This window comes from Marcopretia estuarina LEGE 06307, assembly GCF_056633115.1.
Genome location: NZ_JBSJOY010000001.1, coordinates 321757 through 337680, shown reverse-complemented (window position 1 = coordinate 337680; position 15924 = coordinate 321757). Strand labels below are relative to the sequence as shown.

The following is a 15924-nucleotide window of genomic DNA, read 5'->3' as shown; positions in this document are numbered from 1 at the left end:
CCGCCTGCTCTGGCCTGCGCAGGGCGTTCCGACAGTTCACGGCAGCGACGGCTACCGTCTGCCCACACAATCCCGGCAGACCGCCGGAAGACCCCGCCTCCATGGCTCCCTTTCGTCTGCTTGAACTGCTCATCCTGGGGGCGGTGCTGGCAGGTTTTGCGGGCTTGCTGCTGCGCCGCAACCTGTTTCTCAAGATCCTGTCGATGGACGTGATGGGCTCCGCAGTGGTGGCCCTGTTCGTGCTGGTGGGGGCCCGCTCCGGCCTGCGCAGCCCGATCCTGCCGGCCAGCGGCGCTGCAGCCATTGATCCGGGAACACCCTGGGCCGACCCCATCCCCCAGGCAGTGATTCTCACCGCGATCGTGATCGGCCTTTCGATTCAGGCGTTGCTGCTGGTGGTGATCACCCGCCTCTCGCGCATTGATCCCAGCCTGGATCTGGCCAGCTTCGACACCGGTGGCCAGCGGTGATGCTCACCTTCATCCAGGGGCTGACGCTCACCTTGATGCCGCTGCTATCCACCAAGGCAATGGTGATCGCCTGGTTGCTGCTGCCGTTCCTGGCCGCCTTCCTGGCGGCCATGCTGCCACCGCTGGCCCGTTGGCTGGCCCTGCTCTGCAGCCTGGCCACCACCGCGATAGCCGTGGCGATTCAGCTCGGCGGCCTACCCGGCAGCGTCGAACTGCTCGGCGCCTACGGCGTGGCCCTGAACACCGATGCCGTCGCCGTGCCGTTCCTGCTGCTCAACGCCCTGGTGTGCAGCGCGGTGGTGATCGACAGCTGGCGGCGGCCCCTGCCGGGCCCCTTCCTGTTGCTGCTGATGGTGCTGCACGGCGGCCTGTGCACCGCCTTTGTGGTGACGGACCTGATCAGCCTCTACGTGACGCTTGAAGTGGTGGGCATCAGCGCCTTCCTGCTGATCCTGATCAGCCGCTCCGACCGCTCGCTGTGGGTGGCCCTGCGCTACCTGCTGATCGGCAACACCGTGATGACGCTGTTCCTGATCGGGGCTGCCCTGGTGTATCTGGAGCGCGGCAGCTTCCGCTTCGAGGCTGTGGCGAGCACCAGCAGCATCGCCGCCCTGGCCCTGATCCTGGTGGGCCTGCTGATGAAGTCCGGCCTGTTCCTCTCGGGCCTGTGGCTGCCCGTCACCCATGCCGAGGCGCCGGCGGAAGTATCGGCCTTGCTCTCGGGTGTGGTGGTCACCGCCGGCATCGCCCCGTTGCTGCGCCTCAGCTACGGCGTGCCGGCCCTGGGCCCGGTGATCACGGGCGTCGGTCTGGCCAGTGCCGTGCTGGGCCTGATGTTCGCCCTCGCCGACGCCGATGCCAAGCGCCTGCTCGCCTGGAGCACCCTGTCGCAGATGGGTCTGGTGGCGCTCTCACCGGTGGCCGGCGGCTTTTATGCCCTCAGCCACGGCACCGCCAAGGCGGCGCTGTTCCTGGTGGCGCGCCGCTTCCCCGGCCGCGCCCTGCAGGGCTGGCGCGAACGGCCCCTGCCTGCCGGGGTGTGGTGGCCGCTGTGCATCGGCTCGCTTTCGATCGTGGGCCTGCCGCCGCTGGCCGGCTTCACCGCCAAGGCGGGCCTCTCCGCTGCGCTCTCCCTGCCGCTGGAGGTGGCCGTGACGCTGCTGAGCATGGGCACGGCGGCGGCCTACGCCCGCTTCTGGGGCGCCCCGCTGATCCGCAGGCCGGCAAACGGCAGCAGTGCCAGCGGGGACACCCCTGAACCCGCCTGGTCGCTGGGCGTGATCCTGCTGGTGCTGGCGCTGGTGGTGATCGGCGCTGCGACCCTGACCTGGACCGACAAGCCCGTCAGCGCCATCGCCAAGAGCGCCCTGGTGCTGCTCGGCGGCTGGGGCCTGCACCAGCTGCTGGAAGGGGAGGGTCTGCGGCAGCGGCTGCGGCTGCCCGAGCTGGAGGGCCTCTCCGACCTGCTCGGCGGTATCGGCGTGGTGGGCGCGGGACTGCTCGTGATCCTGAACCGATGAGACGTCTCCTGCCGCTGTTGCTGAGCACCGCCTTTCGGCTGGCGGTGTGGTGCCTGCTCACCAGCGATTTCAGCCGGCTCAACCTTCTGATCGGGCTGGTGGTGGCACTGCTGCTGCCGCGCACCCGCTCGCGGCCCCTGCCGCTGCGGCTGTTGCTGAAGGCAACGCTGCGCGCGCTGCTGGCGATTCCGCAGGCCTACGCCGAGGCGTTCCGGCTGATGCTGGCGCCGGGGGTGGTGGAGCGCGAAACCAGCGAACCGGCCACCGATCGAGCCCTGCCGCTGCTGGTGTTCCTCGATGTGTTCCGCATCACGCTCACCCCATTCACGATCGTGCTCGGCCTTGAAGACGGCGGCCAGCGCTACCGCATCCACTCCCTTCTTCCTGCCGCCAGAGCGGAGGCCTCCGACCGATGACTGTGTTGCTGTGGGGCATGGTGCTGGCCCTGCTGATCCCGATCGCCGTGGCCTGCCGTCCCTCCGATGTGTGGGACCGGCTGGCGGCCTTCTCCAGCGTCTCGTCGAAGGTGGCGCTGATCATCCTGGTGGTGTCGGTGCTGCGCGACGACCGCATGCTGGGGCTGGTGGGGGCGATCGTGCTCAGCGCCGGCAACGCCGGCCTGCTGCTGCTGGCCAACCTGCTGCGGGAGGTGGAGCGATGAGGCCCGACTCCTTCGCGGATCACGCCAGCCTGCTGCTGCTGGGCGCGGGCCTGGTGCTCTGGTTCTGGGGCACCTGGCCGCTGCTGGGCACGCACAGCTACCTGCGCAAACTGCACGCGCTTTCGGTGGCCGACACGCTCGGATCGTCGCTGATGCTGCTGGGCCTGCTGCTGCGTATCCCCGCGCAATGGCCGCTGCTCACCCTGGCGCTGGTGGGCCTGATCGTGTGGAACACGATTTTCGGCTACGTGCTGGCCGCCTGCTCGCTGCCGTCCCATCCCAGCCGCCCCACGGAGGAGGAGACCACCCCATGACCGCGCTGTTCGATCTGGCGGGGCAGCTCGATCTGATCCTGCCGATCACCGCCCTGCTGCCGCTCACCGCCGTGCTGCTGGTGAGCCAGTCCAACCCCTACCAGACACTGGTGCTGCGGGGCATTCTCGGTTCGGTGGCCACCTTGCTCTATGCCCTGCTGGGGGCGCCGGACGTGGCGATCACCGAGGCGCTGGTGGGCACCCTGCTCTCCACCACCCTCTATGCCGTGGCGCTGCGTTCCTCGATGGCGCTGCGGCTCTCGTTTCCCGATCGCGCGCCGCCGTCGCCCCAGTGCCAGCAGCTGTTGCGGGCCTGGCTGGAGCCTGCCGGCCTGCGGCTGCGGCTGGTGCCGCCGGCGGAGGCGGCCCTCGCTGCCGCCGATGGCTGTCACGGCCGCCTCGAAGCCGACCAGCGGCTGGTGCTGGCGAACCCGCGGCTGCTGAAGCGCCTGCAGGCCCTGGAGGGCTATCGCGCCTGGCGCGAGAGCGGCGGGGCGCTCGACCTGGCGGAAACCCCATGACCTGGCTCTACCTGGTGGCCGCCACGGCCCTCTGCCTCTCCCCCCTGGCTTCGGCCCTGCCGCCGGCCGCCGATCTGGTGCCGCTGATCAACACCCTCGTCGAGCAGACGAACGTGCCGAATCTGGTGTCGGGGGTGATCCTCTACACCCGCCTCTACGACACGGTCACCGAGGTGGTGGTGTTCACGCTGGCGTCGATCGGCGTGCGCTTTCTCTTTGCCGGCGAAACGGCCAAACCAAGCGTGCGCGCCCTTGCTGATGCTCCTTCAGTGGTGCTCTGCCAGCTGGGCGGCACGATCGCCGCCCTGATCGGTGTGGAGCTGGCCCTGCGCGGCCACCTCTCGCCCGGAGGCGGCTTTGCGGCGGGGGTGGCCGGCGGCACGGCGATCGGGCTGGCCCTGATCAGCGGCTCGGCGGAACTGTCCGATCGTCTCTACCGGCGCTACCGCGCCGACCTGTGGGAGAAGGGGGCGGTGATCGCCTTCGTGCTGCTGGCCGCCCTCACCCTCGGTGGCCTGCCGCCACCACCCGGGGACTTCGGCAGCCTGGCGGGTGGCAGCTGGATCCCGCTGCTCAATGTGCTGGTGGCGATCAAGGTGACACTGGGCTCCTGGGCGATGGTGCAGCTGTTCGTGCGCCACCGAGGGCTGCTCTAGACGCTGCTGCTCAGCCGCAGCGTGGAGCCGCGGTCGCCGGCGATCACCTCGATGCCGCCGCGGATGCGCTCGCGCAGGGCGCTCACGTGGCTGATCAGGCCGATCATGCGGCCGCCCTCGCGCAAGCGGTCGAGCTCGTCCATCGCCAGCTGGAGGTTGTCGGGATCGAGGCTGCCGAAACCTTCATCGATGAACAGGGCCTCCAAAGGCACCCCGCCGGCGTGGGCCTGCACCGTGTCGGCCACGCCCAGGGCCAGGGCCAGGGAGGCCTGGAAGGTTTCGCCGCCCGAGAGGCTGCTCACCTCCCGCTCCTCGCCGGTGTAGGCATCCAGCACGCGCAGACCCAGGCCGGCGTTGCGGCCGCCGTGGCCGCCCTCATCGGTGAGCCGCAGCTGGTAGCGGCCGGAGGTCATCAAGGTGAGCCGCTGGTTGGCGTAGCCGCAGATGTCGGCGAGGTAGGCGGAGAGCACCCAGCGCTGCAGGGAGATGTAGGGGGCCGCCTTGCCCTGGCAGCGGTTGGCCACGGCGCTGAGCCGCTCGGCCCGCTCCTGCTTCTCGGCCAGATCGGTGGCGCCGGTGCGGTGTTCGGCGGTGAGGCGGGTGATCTCCCGCTGGGCGCCCCGGGCTTCGCTGTGGCGCTCCACGGCCCGGGTGCGTGCCCCATCCAGGCGGGCCACGGCCTCGCCGGCGGCGGCGGTGTCGGGCCGGGCTTCCGGCAGATCGGCCAGATCGGGGGCGGCCAGGAGGTTGCGCTGCTCGATCACCGCCGCCTCGTAGGCCGCGATCCGCTCGACCAGCTTCAGGCGCCAGCTCTCCTCCTGCAGGGCCGCCGCGGCATCCTCCGCCGTGGCGAAGGGTGAGGCGGCCAGCTCCTGAGCCAGCCGCCGGGCCGCCTGCTCCAGCTCGCTGGTGGCACGGGTGTGGGCACCCGCACCGGCCACCAGGGCCTGGAGGGCGGCCTCCAGGGGCCCGAAGGCCCGCAGCACCACGCCCGGCTCCAGGCCCTCCCCCAGCTCTCGCGCCACCTGCTCCGCCAGGGTCTGCTGCCGCTGGCTGGCCTCGGCGGCGGCCTGGTTCTCCAGGGCGATCGCGGTGGCGGCCGCCTCAATGGCCTTGGCCAGCTGCTGGCGTTGCTGCTCCCGATCGGTGGTCTGCTGCTCCAGCGCCGGCAGGCCTTCGGCCAGGGACTGGGCTGCCTGGTGGGCCGCAGCGGCCGTGCCGGCGGCCTGGCGGGCGGCGAGCGGATCGACGCCGTCGCCCGCCTTCTCCAGCACGGCAGCGAGGGCGGCCTGGGCGTTGGCCAGGGCCACCGCCGCCGCCTGCGCTGCCTGGGTGGCCGCAGCCAGGGTCCGTTCGGCGGCGGCGATCGTCCCGTCGTCCACGGCATCGGCCGAGGGCCGGGCCGGCGCCGGATGGTCGGTGGCGCCGCAGACAGGGCAGGGGGCTCCGGCGGCCAGCTCCCCGGCCAGCCGGGCGGCCATGCCCTCGATCTGGCGCCGCCGCAGCTCGTTGAGGCCGGCGGCCGCCGTGTTGACGTCGCGATCGGCGCCGTTCCTGGCGACCTCGGCCATGTGCTGCCGCTCCCGGGCCGGGGCGATGGCTTCGGCGGCAACGGCACGGCCTTCGGCCTCCCTGGCGGCCCGCTGCAGGCCCTCGAGCTGGTCGCGGGCGCTGCGGGCCTTGGCGAGCAGCACCAGCCCCCGCTCCTGCTCCGCCGCCAGCCGCTCCTGCTGGGCGACGGCGGTGGCCCGCCCGGCTTCGGCCTCCCTGGCCCGCTGGCCGGCGGCGGCCGCGGCCCCCCCGGCCTGGGCGGCCTCCTCGGCTTTGCGGGCCAGCTCCCGCACCTCCGCCCCCCGGGCGGCAAGGTCTGCACCGGCAGCGGCGAGGGCTTCGGCGGACGGCAGGGCCGCAAGATCCAGCTCCTGCACCGACGGCGGCAGCGCCCACGCCCCGGCCCTGGCCTGGATCGCGGCGCGCAGTTGCTCCTGCAGCCCCTGCTCCACCAGGGCGAGGGAGCGTCGGGCCCCCTGTTCTGCCACCAGGCTGGGACGCAACGTTTCGGCCCGCTCCGCCAGCTCCAGCTTCTGGCGGTACTCCGCCACCGTCTCCTGTTTGGCCTCCAGCTCGCCCAGTTGGGCGCTGGCGGCTGCGCGCCGGTCCCAGCGGTCCGCCTGCGCCGCCAGGGCCGCCAGGGTCGTCTGGGCCGCCAGCAGGCTGGCGGAGACCTCCCCCAGGGCGGCCTCGGTGCCCTGCACCACCCCGCCGATCCGCTCCACCAGCGCTTCGAGGCCGGCCTGGTCGGCGGGGGGCGGAGGCGCTTCCACCCCCTCCGGCGGCTCGGGCGCGTGGGGGTCCCAGGCGTCGGCCGCCCGGCGCCGCAGCACCTCCTGCTCCCGGGCCCGCTCCAGCGCCAGATTCCGCGCCATGCGGGCCTGCTCCTCCAGCCACCAGCCGGCCCGCTCGTAGATCACCGTGTCGAAGAGCGTTTTGAGCAGGGCCTCGCGCTCCTCGGCCTTCGCCCGCAGCACCTCGGCGAAGCGCCCCTGGGGCAGCAGAATCACCTGGCGGAACTGGGCGGCATTGAGCCCCACCAGGTGTTCCACCTCCCGGGTCACTTCGGTGGTCTTCGCCGCCACGGCCTGCTCCGGTGTGCCGGCGCCCAGCCGGAACAGGAACGCCTGGGGCGCCTTTTCGGTGGTGCCCTGGCCGCGGGCCTTCGGGGCCGTGTGGGCGGGGACCCGCTCCACCCGGTAGCGGGCGTTGCCGCAGGAGAACTCCAGGCTCACCCGGGGCACGGCGCCGGGGGGGGCGTGGTCGGAGCGCAGCCCCTTGACGCTGCGGTCGCCGGACACCTCGCCATAGAGGGCGAAGCAGAGGGCATCGAGCAGGAAGGTCTTGCCGGCGCCGGTGGTGCCGTGGATCAGGAACAGCCCCTCGGCGGCCAGCTCGTCGAAGTCGATCGCCACCGGATCGGCGTAGGGCCCGAAGGCCTCGATCGTTAGCCGGTGCGGCTTCACCGCTCCCCTCCCCGTTCGGCGGCCGCCAGGGCGGCTGCCAGCAGCTCGGCCTCCGGCTCGCCGGGCGGCTGGCCCTGCTGGTCGGTGAAGAAGGCGGTGGCCAGCTGCAGCGGCGAACGGGCCTGGCGCACCTGGCGGTGGCGCTCGGCCTCGCCGGCGCGGACCACATCGGGGGGCTCGTGGCGCAGCTCGGCGATGTGGGGGAAGCGGGCCCGCAGGCGGGCCATGGCCTGCAGGGGCAGGCTGTCGTCGGTGAGGATCGCCCGCACCCGCGCCTCGCTGGCGGCGGCGTGGGCAGGGTCTGAGCAGAGCTCCTCGATGGGCCCCCGCAGGGTGCACAGGCGCCGGCCCACGCCCAGGGGCACCACCTCCACGCTGGGCGTCCCATCGGCGGCCAGCTCCACGATCCGCACCGACTTGACCTGCCGCTCCTCGGAGAAGGAATAGGCCAGGGGGGTGCCCGAGTAGGCCACCCGTGGGCCGTCCAGCTGCTGGGAGGCGTGCAGGTGGCCCAGGGCCACGTAATCGAAGCCCTCGAAGGCCGCCACGCTCACCCGGTCGACGTTGCCGATGGTGAGCTCCCGCTCCGACTCCGATGTCTCGCCGCCCGCCACGAAGGTGTGGGCCACCAGCACCGAACGGTGGGGCGGCCGTTCGCGGCGGTCGGCGTGGATCCGCTCGATGGCCAGCCGGGTCACCTCCTCGTGGCGCAGGCGCACGGGAGCTCCGGCCAGGGCCGGCCCAACCACCGCCGGCTCCAGGTAGGGCAGGGGATAGATAGCCACGGGCGAGCCGCCGGCCCTGGGCGTCACCAGCACCGGCTCCTGGGCCCGGCCCACGTCGCCCCGCACCGTGACCCCGAAGGCGGAGAGCAAGGGGTCGTACACCGACACCCGCACATGGGAATCGTGGTTGCCGGCGATGGCCACCACGGCGGTGCCATCGCGGCTCAGCTGGGCCAGGGCCCGGTTGAACAGGTCCACCGCCTCGGCCGGCGGGATGGCCCGGTCGTAGAGGTCGCCGGCGATCAGCACCGCATCGACGGCATGCTCCCGCGCCAGTTCGGCGATCCGCGAGATCGCCGCCGCCTGCTCCTCCAACAGCGAGACCCCGTGAAAGCTGCGGCCCAGATGCCAGTCGGAGGTGTGCAGCAGACGCATCGGGCCAAGGTAAGCAGGGGCGGGCGCGGTGACGAGAAAGTCTGCAGCCGGAACAACCTGGTGGCACTACACACCTAGAAGCAACTCCCCGCTGGTGATCTCCAACTGGTGCACCTCACGCTTTTGCCTGGTGGGGCGAAAGCGCAGCACATGACGGCCGTCGCTCAGCCAGCCCTCCTTTGGGTCAGGGGGACACGAGGTGATGGCCGACTCATGCCTCTGTGAGTCGGGCCTCGATCAACCGGCAGCATTCCTGCACATCGCTCGCGCTCTCCACCCCCTTGCTGAGCGAAAGGAAGAAGTCCCGCCACAGCACCGGCACCGCCAGCAGGATCAGTGGTCTGCCCGCATTGAGCGCATGGGCGGCTTCTGATGCTGTGCCTGGGCCGCCGCCCCCACAGATCACCACCACATCAGCGCTGAGCACGTTGATCACGTTGCGGGCCTTGCCCATGCCGGTGAACAGGGCCAGATCCAGGTCCGCCGTGCTTTGCCTCTCCTCTCTGCTCCCTTCATCGGGAAGTACCCCCACCACCAGGTGCCCCTCAACGCGCGCCGCGCCGCGGCTGGCTGCCGCCATCACCCCCGCCGGTCGGCCACCGGTGAGCAGCACCCAACCCCTAGCGCTGATGCACTCCCCCAGCTCCTCGGCCAGGGCCACAGCCTCAGAAGAGGCGCCCTCTCCGGCGCCCATCACGCCCACCACCGCGCGACGGCTGCTCATGCCAACTCCGGGCACCAGCCCCGCTGGCGCGTCATGTCATCGGTCCAACCCTGGCAGCGGCGGGTGAGGTGCTCCCCATGGGCCAGCAGACCCTGGTGCAGCTGGCAGGTGAGCAGCGGTATGCAGTTCACCCCGGCGCGATGGCGGAAGAAGTGGCAGGTGAGGCAAACCTTGCGGCTGCGGCTGGCCACCAGCACTTCCTCATCGAGATAGGGCCAGTGCTCGTCGTCGCCATCGTCTGCCGCTGAGTTGGGCACCGGCAGGGTGCCGCGGGAATGGGATGGGAGAGCAGCCACAACGACACCAGCAGAGCGAACACCTGTACTAGCAGAAGTCTTCTGGTTCTGGCCAGCTCAGGCGCGACCTCAAGTGGAGCCCCGGTGACAACGACGCGCTGAATGCGGGCTCACAGATCAGGCGTCCAGACCCGCACCCGGTTCCTCGATGCCACCGGCCAGGAACTGCCGGTGCCCTTGGCTCAGCAGGCTCGATCGTCCTCTCATGCTCTGTGTTCTCGCCGGGTACCTGGCGTTGCTGCCGAAGCTCGACCAATTCATCACCAAATCTGGAGTGATTCGTAGCTGGCGTTCAGCTCATGGCTGAGCCTGCTCCTCGGACCGGCCGCCGTTCTGGCTGATGCCACCAGATGCACGCGGACGTCTTCTCCGTTGAGAAGACCGCCCGTTCACCCTCTGCCAAGCCCTGCTCAACACGAATTCAGGCTTGTGAGCCATCCGGGCCAAGCGTCACCGGCAGGTGGCCAGTCTTCACCCAGATGGTGCAGCCCGGCTCACTCCAGGGCTGGTGTGCACTGCCAGCAGGATTGCGCAACCAGCTGCCGGCGGGATAGCTGCCCTGCTCGTCCTGAAACACACCATCGAGCACCAGGATCTCCTCTCCACCCGGGTGGCCGTGGGGCTGAAAGACCGTGCCGGGCGCCCAACGCACCAGGGCCACGTGCTCCGAGCCCCAGGCATGCAGCGGCTGCACCTGCAGTCCCGGCACCAGGCCCGGGAACCAGTCGGCGGTGCGGGTGTCGATCACCACGCGCTGCTGATCGTCCGGGTGCATCTGCTGCAGCTTCACCAGGACCGTGCAGCCCTCCTCACTGAACGGGGCATGGGCGGAGCCGGCCTGGTTGCGCAGGTAGGTGCCGGCGGGGTAATCGCCTTGGTCATCTGAGAAGGTGCCTTCCAGCACCAGGATTTCCTCTCCGCCGCCATGGTGATGTCGATCAAAACGGCTGAGCGGGGCGTAGCGCACGATCGAGGTGGCCCGGGCCACTTCTGCGCCCTCGCGATCGAGCATGCGCCGCTCCACGCCCGCCATCGGCGATGGGCTCCAGGCGAGGGCGCCGGTGTCGATCACCACGCGCTGGCTCAGGTCGGCATGCTGGTCCATGCCCCCGATTGTGCTCAACCGCTGTGTCGGGCCGCCGTACGGCCATGCCGCTCAACACATGTCGCGTTTGAACGGGGCAAGCTGGAGGCATGAGCCCCTCCAAACAGCCCCTCAGCGCGGACGCGAGCCGCTGGGACCATCGCTACCAAGAAGGCGCTGACAGCTGGCTGCTGGGGCTGTTCTGGTGCCACCGCCAGCCAGGCGGCCCGCCCTGGGGCAGTGACCCGGAGCTGGTGGATTCGCAACTGCGGCAGGCCGGCCTGGTGCCAGAGATCTGGGAGCCGGCCACCGGGTCGGTGGACAAGCGCAACGACGAGTGGCTCGGCCTGTGGCGCCAGCCTGTCCCAACCCCTTCACCTTTAGGGATCAAATCATGCTGAGCCAACTGAACGAACGAATGCAGAAGTGGGGCTTCTCCTGGGAGGGGCTGAGGGACAACCGCCACGGCGAGTGGTGGGTGCTGGCCCAGATGATCCTGATCGCCGCCCACTGGCTGCCGCCAACGCCTCCCCCCTCGGGTTTGGGGATTCACTGGCCCCTGGCGCTGCGCCTGATCGGTGGGCTCACCTTCCTGATCGGCCTGGTGATCGGCGCCCAGGGGGCCTTGAACCTCGGGGACAGTCTCAGTCCGCTGCCGGAACCGATGCCAGGGGCGCCCCTGGTCACCGAGGGGGCCTACGGCCGTTGCCGCCATCCCCTCTACCAGTCACTACTGCTCTGTTCCCTGGGGGTGACCCTGGCCCTCGGCAGCCTGCTGCACCTGGGCCTGCTGCTGGCATTGGCGACCGTGCTCAGCCTCAAGGCACGACGGGAGGAGCAGCGCCTGTGTTCTACGCACAGCGGCTATGCCGACTACATGACGACCACCCCGGCGATCGTTCCCTTTCTGCCCGGCCTCGACTGGCGGTAGACCTGGCTCTCATGGACGGGCGTTGCGCAGGGAGCCCTCTTCTTCGCCCATCATTCAGTTGGATCGGGCTGTCTCTCTTGTCGTTTGGATAGACTGCACAGTACATACTTTACTGCTGTCTGGCATCAGCACGCACGGATCAATCGTTCCGATTCGTAAACCCGCCAGGAAGACTCTTGTCTGCCCACATGTCAATAGTTTGCGTGCTTGGCTCGTGATTGTTCTCTATAGCTAGGGTATAAATGAGACGTTCGCTTAAAGGCTGATGAATTATGCTGCGGTCGCTCATTCCATCGCGAAGACGCTCACAGCACGGCTAGGCATGGCCGGCGTGGCGACTCTTGCCTGCGCAGCAACCTTCTCTGCCGCTTTGGCCGCACCTGTCATTCCGAGCATGATCGGCACATGGACAGTGGAAGGGAAAGGAGCCGTGCTCTGCAAAGTCGAAGCATCGAGATGCAAGACCCACCATCATGGTGATTTCAGCGATCTGAATGCCGTTGCTCAAATCACCAGGCAACAGGGTCGGGTTTTCCACGGAATAATCAAATCCAAGTACGCAACGAAGAAGTTCGTCGGCACGCTCGGGCATGACAATGCCAGCTTGTACATGGTTGATGAAGACGGCTTTACGGATGGCAAGATCATCAACCCCAACCTGATTCAGGTTGTTTATCGTCACACCTCCGATCTCGATTCCGTCGTGGACATTGGTACATGGACGCGCCGCTGAGTGAGCTTGATCCAAGCAGGCACCGCCCCGGCTGCAGTCCCTTCATGGGGTCTGCCGCCACCAGCGCCAAGCCTCCACGTTGATCAGCAGCCCGAAGACCGTGAGGGCCACCATCAGCACGATCTGATCGAGGCGGGCATCGGGCACCAGGATGTCGGCGATGAGATGGGGGACGTTGGTGACCGAATAGACGACGCTGAACCAGAAGTGGATCCGCCGCCAGGGCCGCCAGCGCGTGGCCGGAGCAACCGTGGTGGCGGCGTAGGCGATCAGCACGGTCGCAATCAGCGGCAGCAGGAAGTAGCCGAGCATCGCCCCGAACAGCAGGGGCAATGCCCCCTCCTGCACATGGCTGTGGATCTCCGGCGACTGGCCGTGGAACAGGGGCATCAGGCCCAGGTCCACGTGAAAGAGCATCGCCAGCAGCCAGGCGATCCAGAGCGTGATCAGCCGCAGGGGCTGGTTGATCGACGGGTTCATCGGCCTCGAGGCTTGTTACCTCAGTGTGGGAAGCAACGAAGCAAGGGCCTTGCGATCTTGGTGGTTCTTTGCGGATGGATCGATGCGTTGCAGCCAGGCCGGCGCGGCGTGAGTTCCGCCGAAGTCGCCGGCCACCATCAGCACCCCGCCAACGTTCGCCAGGCCTACGCGCCTTCTGTCGTCACCACCGGCTCACCGGCCGCCTTCCAGCCTTCGATGCTGGGTGCAAAGCCCTTCACCTGGTGGCGGCCCTCCAGCTGCAGCGCCATCACTCCCATGGCAGAGCGAAAGCCGCTGGAGCAATAGAGCACCACCTCTCGCTCTGGGGAAATCTCAGCCACGTGGCGGCTGAGATCGTTCAACGGTCTGTTGATGGCTCCGGCAATGTGTCCCGCCCGGTACTCAGCAGGGGTCCTCACGTCAATCAGCGACACATTGCCGCTGGCAAGCAGGCGCTTCAGGGCTGGAACCGATCGAATCGCGTGAAAATCACCCGGCAGGTTGGAGAGGTACTGCTCCACTGCGGAGTCAATGGCAGCTGCCTCGCCTGCAGCAACCGTGGCATCCGGAGGGGCGATCGTGGTAGCCGCAGCGGCACCCCGAGGCGCTGAGATCAGTAGGCAGAGGGCAAGGGCGACCCCCAGCAGGAGCGAGCGAAGGCGAGACATATGGGGTTTCTATACATCCTAGGGGGATTGATCGTGCTGGTGGTCAGCGGTTTTCCCTATTCGGCACTCACCTTGCCTCGAAAGGCGATGTAGTTGTAGATGTTGTAGAAGAGCATGATGGGAATCAGCACGCCGATGAACGTCAGCATGAACACCATCGAACTCACCGACGACGACGCCTGAAAGATCGTGACCGATGGCGGAATCACCGCCGGAAATACCATTACCCCCAGACCAGCGAAACTGAGGATGAACAACAGTACGGTATACACGAAGGGCCATACCTCCTGCTGCATCGCCAGGCTGCGGAACAGTTGAACGATCAGGGCGACACCCAGCAGCGGCAATACAACAAAGAAGGGCAGGAACGCAGGATCAAACAGGCGCTGCCGCAGCGTTTCCGACGCGAACGGTGCCGTAAAGGTGATCAGCAGGGCCCCTCCCAGGGTGGTGGCAGCCGCCAGGCGGGCGGTGCGCACGTGCAACCGCTGCAGCTCACCACTGGTTTTGAGGATCAAGTAGGTGGAGCCGATCAACACGTAGCCCTGGATGAGCGTGAGAGCCACCACCAGGCTGCTGGGGTTCACCCAGATCCAGGCGGAGCCTGTGAAGTGGCCTGCGGCATCGGTGGGGATGCCCGAGAGCACCGTGCCCAGACAGATGCCCTGGGAACCAGCGGCCAGCACGCTGCCAATACCGAACATCAGGTTCCAGGGCCGCTTGTTGGTGGCGTTTTCGCGAAACTCGAAGGCGACGGCCCGCAGGATCAGCCCGAGGATCATCAGGTAGATGGGGCCGTAAAGGGCCTTGAGGATGGTGCCATAGGCCAGGGGAAAGGCTCCGAACAGGGCGCCGCCCATCAGCACCAGCCAGGTTTCGTTGGCATCCCACACATTGCCGAGGCTCGTCATCAGGATCGTGCGCTGGGATTCGCTGGGCGAGGTGAGCGAGAGGATGCCTACCCCCAGATCAAAGCCATCGAGGATCACATAGAGAAGCAGGAACAGGGCCAGGATCACAAACCAGACCGTGGGCATGAACCATTCGAGGAACTCCATGGTCAGGTGCTTGCTGATGGGTCGGAAAGAATTGCGGCTGTGGCAGGACCAGAGGGCGGCTCAAGGGTGAGGTTCGGCCCCTTGGCGATGATCCGGGAGCCGAAATACAACGCGAAGACCAGCAACACCGTGTAGAGCACAGCGAACACACTCAAGCTGGTGAGAACCTCGCCCACCGGCAGCACCGAGGCGGCATCGGCGGTCCGCAGCTGGCCGTAGACCGTCCAGGGCTGGCGGCCCACGCAACGCACCACCCACCCGGATTCAATCGCCAGGTAGCCGGCTGGAGCCGAAAGGATCCAGGCCCAGCTGAACCAGGGCCACTGGGCGAAGCTGGCGGCGCTGAGGCCGCCTCGCCACCAGAGCAGCAGGCTGAGGGCCATCAGGGCTGCCACAGCGAGGCCGATCGCCACCATCACCCGGAAGGCATAGAAGAGCAGACCCACCATGTGGGGCCGCTGGTCGGCGGGCCAGCTGTTGAGCCCACGCAGCGGTTGGCTGAGCTGCGGCCGCGTCTCCAGGATCCAGCTGAAGGCGCCAGGCACCGACAGGCTCCAGCGGTTGCTGCCGCTGGCCTCATCGGGGGAAGCGAGCACGGTCCAGGCCGGGGAGCTGCCGGCGGCCTGGTCGTCCCAGAGGGCCTCGATCGCGGCCAGCTTGGTGGGCTGATGCTCGGCCACCTGCACGGCGCTTTCGTGGCCGGCCAGGATCTGCAGCGGCGCCACCGCCAGCAAGATCACCAGCGCCAGCTTGAAGGAGAACAGGAAGAACTCCGGTGCCTTCTGGCGCATCAGCGACCAGGCACTGACCGCGGCGACCACCAGCATGGAGGTTTCCACCGTGGCCAGGGCCATATGAATCACGCTCCTCACCATGAAGGGGTTGTTGATGGCGGCGAAGTAGTTCTGCACATGAAAATGGCCCTCGGAGAAAGTGCCACCCGACGGAGTCTGCAGCCAGGAGTTGGCACTGAGAATCCAGAACACTGAGAGGTTCGCGCCGAAGGCCACCATCACGGTGGAGAGGAAGTGAATCACTGGTGGCACCTTCTGCCAGCCGAACAACATGATCCCGAGGAAGCCGGCTTCGAGCATGAAGGCCATCGCTCCCTCGAAGCCCAGCACCGACCCGAAAAAATCGCCGGCGAACTCCGACAGTGGCGCCCAGTTGGTGCCGAACTGGAACTCCATCGGCAGGCCTGAGGCCACACCGATGCCGAAATTGAGCACATAGAGCTTTGCCCAGAAGCGGGCCTGCCGGTAGTACAAGGAATTGCGTGTGCGCAGCCAGATGGCTTCCAGCACCACCAGATAGATCGCCAGGCCGGTGGAGAGCACGGGCCAGAGCATGTGAAAGATCGCGGTCAGCGCGAACTGGAGCCGTGACAGAGTCACGACATCAAGAGTGCCAAGCATGGGTTGGGAACAAAACGAACGGCGAGAAAGCTTGACAAGCCATACGAATGCGCTGTGACGAATGGACTGCAACGAATGGGCAGGAACGGGTGGCGTACCAGCCAGTGACGACCAGCGACGACGAAAGCTGGAAAGCTAAAGAAATAAATCGCAACTGTGGGCGCGTGCGCGAACTGTGCAGGGCTGGGGCGATGGAGAGACAGTTCCACCATCCAA

Annotated in this window: 19 protein-coding genes; 10 read left to right on the top strand and 9 right to left on the bottom strand. The window is 68.1% G+C overall.

The annotated features are described in order from the left end of the window. The first annotated feature begins 101 nt into the window (after positions 1–101). Genes ACWJI3_RS01720 through ACWJI3_RS01690 form a run of 7 tightly spaced genes read left to right on the top strand, consistent with a single transcriptional unit; the run spans position 102 to position 4142 of the window. Positions 102–470, top strand: a complete 369-nt coding sequence (locus tag ACWJI3_RS01720) for a cation:proton antiporter subunit C (protein WP_255099438.1) — start codon at positions 102–104, stop codon at positions 468–470. Continuing rightward, positions 470–1990, top strand: coding sequence for a proton-conducting transporter transmembrane domain-containing protein (locus ACWJI3_RS01715; protein ID WP_480202637.1), 1521 nt, complete (start codon positions 470–472; stop codon positions 1988–1990). The genes ACWJI3_RS01720 and ACWJI3_RS01715 overlap by 1 nt, the downstream gene beginning before the upstream one ends. Next, a complete protein-coding gene (locus ACWJI3_RS01710; protein ID WP_255099440.1) occupies positions 1987–2406 on the top strand; it encodes a Na+/H+ antiporter subunit E in 420 nt (139 codons plus the stop codon). Before ACWJI3_RS01715 ends, ACWJI3_RS01710 begins: the two co-directional genes overlap by 4 nt. Continuing rightward, positions 2403–2651, top strand: a complete 249-nt coding sequence (locus ACWJI3_RS01705) for a hypothetical protein (RefSeq protein WP_255099441.1) — start codon at positions 2403–2405, stop codon at positions 2649–2651. Before ACWJI3_RS01710 ends, ACWJI3_RS01705 begins: the two co-directional genes overlap by 4 nt. After that, complete coding sequence (locus tag ACWJI3_RS01700) at positions 2648–2965, top strand: monovalent cation/H(+) antiporter subunit G (RefSeq protein WP_255099442.1); 318 nt, start codon at positions 2648–2650, stop codon at positions 2963–2965. The genes ACWJI3_RS01705 and ACWJI3_RS01700 overlap by 4 nt, the downstream gene beginning before the upstream one ends. After that, entirely contained in the window at positions 2962–3486 is a 525-nt protein-coding gene (locus ACWJI3_RS01695; protein ID WP_480202636.1) for a hydrogenase subunit MbhD domain-containing protein, read from the top strand. Before ACWJI3_RS01700 ends, ACWJI3_RS01695 begins: the two co-directional genes overlap by 4 nt. Next, complete coding sequence (locus ACWJI3_RS01690; RefSeq protein WP_255140775.1) at positions 3483–4142, top strand: Na(+)/H(+) antiporter subunit B; 660 nt, start codon at positions 3483–3485, stop codon at positions 4140–4142. The genes ACWJI3_RS01695 and ACWJI3_RS01690 overlap by 4 nt, the downstream gene beginning before the upstream one ends. On the opposite strand, the gene ACWJI3_RS01685 is transcribed toward ACWJI3_RS01690, so the two are convergent. The 5 genes from ACWJI3_RS01685 to ACWJI3_RS01665 form a co-directional block, all read right to left on the bottom strand. Next, positions 4139–7159 carry an AAA family ATPase gene (locus ACWJI3_RS01685; protein ID WP_480202635.1) on the bottom strand — a complete coding sequence of 1007 codons (3021 nt, stop codon included), beginning with the start codon at positions 7157–7159 and terminating at the stop codon, positions 4139–4141. The genes ACWJI3_RS01690 and ACWJI3_RS01685 overlap by 4 nt on opposite strands. Beyond that, positions 7156–8319: an exonuclease SbcCD subunit D gene (locus ACWJI3_RS01680; RefSeq protein ID WP_480202634.1), complete on the bottom strand. Its 1164-nt coding sequence runs from the start codon at positions 8317–8319 to the stop codon at positions 7156–7158. Before ACWJI3_RS01680 ends, ACWJI3_RS01685 begins: the two co-directional genes overlap by 4 nt. Before the next feature lie 211 nt (positions 8320–8530). Next, on the bottom strand, positions 8531–9043 hold the full coding sequence (locus ACWJI3_RS01675) for an SLOG cluster 4 domain-containing protein (RefSeq protein ID WP_480202633.1): 513 nt from the start codon (positions 9041–9043) through the stop codon (positions 8531–8533). Beyond that, positions 9040–9339, bottom strand: coding sequence for a galactose oxidase (locus ACWJI3_RS01670; protein ID WP_480202632.1), 300 nt, complete (start codon positions 9337–9339; stop codon positions 9040–9042). The genes ACWJI3_RS01675 and ACWJI3_RS01670 overlap by 4 nt, the downstream gene beginning before the upstream one ends. A gap of 421 nt (positions 9340–9760) precedes the next feature. Beyond that, positions 9761–10444, bottom strand: coding sequence for a cupin domain-containing protein (locus tag ACWJI3_RS01665; RefSeq protein ID WP_480202631.1), 684 nt, complete (start codon positions 10442–10444; stop codon positions 9761–9763). Positions 10445–10533: 89 nt separating this feature from the next. Between ACWJI3_RS01665 and ACWJI3_RS01660 the strand changes: the two genes are divergently transcribed. The 3 genes from ACWJI3_RS01660 (at position 10534) to ACWJI3_RS01650 (ending at position 12087) form a co-directional block, all read left to right on the top strand. Beyond that, entirely contained in the window at positions 10534–10824 is a 291-nt protein-coding gene (locus tag ACWJI3_RS01660) for a hypothetical protein (protein WP_480202630.1), read from the top strand. Further along, positions 10818–11354, top strand: a complete 537-nt coding sequence (locus ACWJI3_RS01655; protein WP_480202629.1) for a methyltransferase family protein — start codon at positions 10818–10820, stop codon at positions 11352–11354. Before ACWJI3_RS01660 ends, ACWJI3_RS01655 begins: the two co-directional genes overlap by 7 nt. Before the next feature lie 265 nt (positions 11355–11619). Continuing rightward, positions 11620–12087 carry a hypothetical protein gene (locus ACWJI3_RS01650; RefSeq protein WP_480202628.1) on the top strand — a complete coding sequence of 156 codons (468 nt, stop codon included), beginning with the start codon at positions 11620–11622 and terminating at the stop codon, positions 12085–12087. Positions 12088–12129: 42 nt separating this feature from the next. Here ACWJI3_RS01650 and ACWJI3_RS01645 read toward each other — a convergent pair whose 3' ends face one another. The 4 genes from ACWJI3_RS01645 to ACWJI3_RS01630 form a co-directional block, all read right to left on the bottom strand. Further along, on the bottom strand, positions 12130–12567 hold the full coding sequence (locus tag ACWJI3_RS01645) for a hypothetical protein (RefSeq protein ID WP_480202627.1): 438 nt from the start codon (positions 12565–12567) through the stop codon (positions 12130–12132). A 164-nt stretch (positions 12568–12731) separates the two neighbouring features. Then, positions 12732–13235 carry a rhodanese-like domain-containing protein gene (locus ACWJI3_RS01640; protein ID WP_480202626.1) on the bottom strand — a complete coding sequence of 168 codons (504 nt, stop codon included), beginning with the start codon at positions 13233–13235 and terminating at the stop codon, positions 12732–12734. A 56-nt stretch (positions 13236–13291) separates the two neighbouring features. Continuing rightward, complete coding sequence (cydB, locus tag ACWJI3_RS01635; protein WP_480202625.1) at positions 13292–14293, bottom strand: cytochrome d ubiquinol oxidase subunit II; 1002 nt, start codon at positions 14291–14293, stop codon at positions 13292–13294. 2 nt (positions 14294–14295) lie between these two features. After that, positions 14296–15708, bottom strand: coding sequence for a cytochrome ubiquinol oxidase subunit I (locus tag ACWJI3_RS01630; protein WP_480202624.1), 1413 nt, complete (start codon positions 15706–15708; stop codon positions 14296–14298). Positions 15709–15924 lie beyond the last annotated feature (216 nt).

Bases quoted from the DNA above. Each gene is read 5' to 3' on its own strand.
- ACWJI3_RS01695 (WP_480202636.1), top strand. From the start codon at position 2,962: ATGACCGCGCTGTTCGATCTGGCGGGGCAGCTCGATCTGATCCTGCCG.
- ACWJI3_RS01660 (WP_480202630.1), top strand. From the start codon at position 10,534: ATGAGCCCCTCCAAACAGCCCCTCAGCGCGGACGCGAGCCGCTGGGAC.
- ACWJI3_RS01715 (WP_480202637.1), top strand. From the start codon at position 470: ATGCTCACCTTCATCCAGGGGCTGACGCTCACCTTGATGCCGCTGCTA.
- ACWJI3_RS01650 (WP_480202628.1), top strand. From the start codon at position 11,620: ATGAATTATGCTGCGGTCGCTCATTCCATCGCGAAGACGCTCACAGCA.
- ACWJI3_RS01700 (WP_255099442.1), top strand. From the start codon at position 2,648: ATGAGGCCCGACTCCTTCGCGGATCACGCCAGCCTGCTGCTGCTGGGC.
- ACWJI3_RS01690 (WP_255140775.1), top strand. From the start codon at position 3,483: ATGACCTGGCTCTACCTGGTGGCCGCCACGGCCCTCTGCCTCTCCCCC.
- ACWJI3_RS01720 (WP_255099438.1), top strand. From the start codon at position 102: ATGGCTCCCTTTCGTCTGCTTGAACTGCTCATCCTGGGGGCGGTGCTG.
- ACWJI3_RS01710 (WP_255099440.1), top strand. From the start codon at position 1,987: ATGAGACGTCTCCTGCCGCTGTTGCTGAGCACCGCCTTTCGGCTGGCG.
- ACWJI3_RS01640 (WP_480202626.1), bottom strand. From the start codon at position 13,235: ATGTCTCGCCTTCGCTCGCTCCTGCTGGGGGTCGCCCTTGCCCTCTGC.
- ACWJI3_RS01645 (WP_480202627.1), bottom strand. From the start codon at position 12,567: ATGAACCCGTCGATCAACCAGCCCCTGCGGCTGATCACGCTCTGGATC.
- ACWJI3_RS01630 (WP_480202624.1), bottom strand. From the start codon at position 15,708: ATGCTTGGCACTCTTGATGTCGTGACTCTGTCACGGCTCCAGTTCGCG.
- cydB (WP_480202625.1), bottom strand. From the start codon at position 14,293: ATGGAGTTCCTCGAATGGTTCATGCCCACGGTCTGGTTTGTGATCCTG.
- ACWJI3_RS01675 (WP_480202633.1), bottom strand. From the start codon at position 9,043: ATGAGCAGCCGTCGCGCGGTGGTGGGCGTGATGGGCGCCGGAGAGGGC.
- ACWJI3_RS01665 (WP_480202631.1), bottom strand. From the start codon at position 10,444: ATGGACCAGCATGCCGACCTGAGCCAGCGCGTGGTGATCGACACCGGC.
- ACWJI3_RS01705 (WP_255099441.1), top strand. From the start codon at position 2,403: ATGACTGTGTTGCTGTGGGGCATGGTGCTGGCCCTGCTGATCCCGATC.
- ACWJI3_RS01680 (WP_480202634.1), bottom strand. From the start codon at position 8,319: ATGCGTCTGCTGCACACCTCCGACTGGCATCTGGGCCGCAGCTTTCAC.
- ACWJI3_RS01655 (WP_480202629.1), top strand. From the start codon at position 10,818: ATGCTGAGCCAACTGAACGAACGAATGCAGAAGTGGGGCTTCTCCTGG.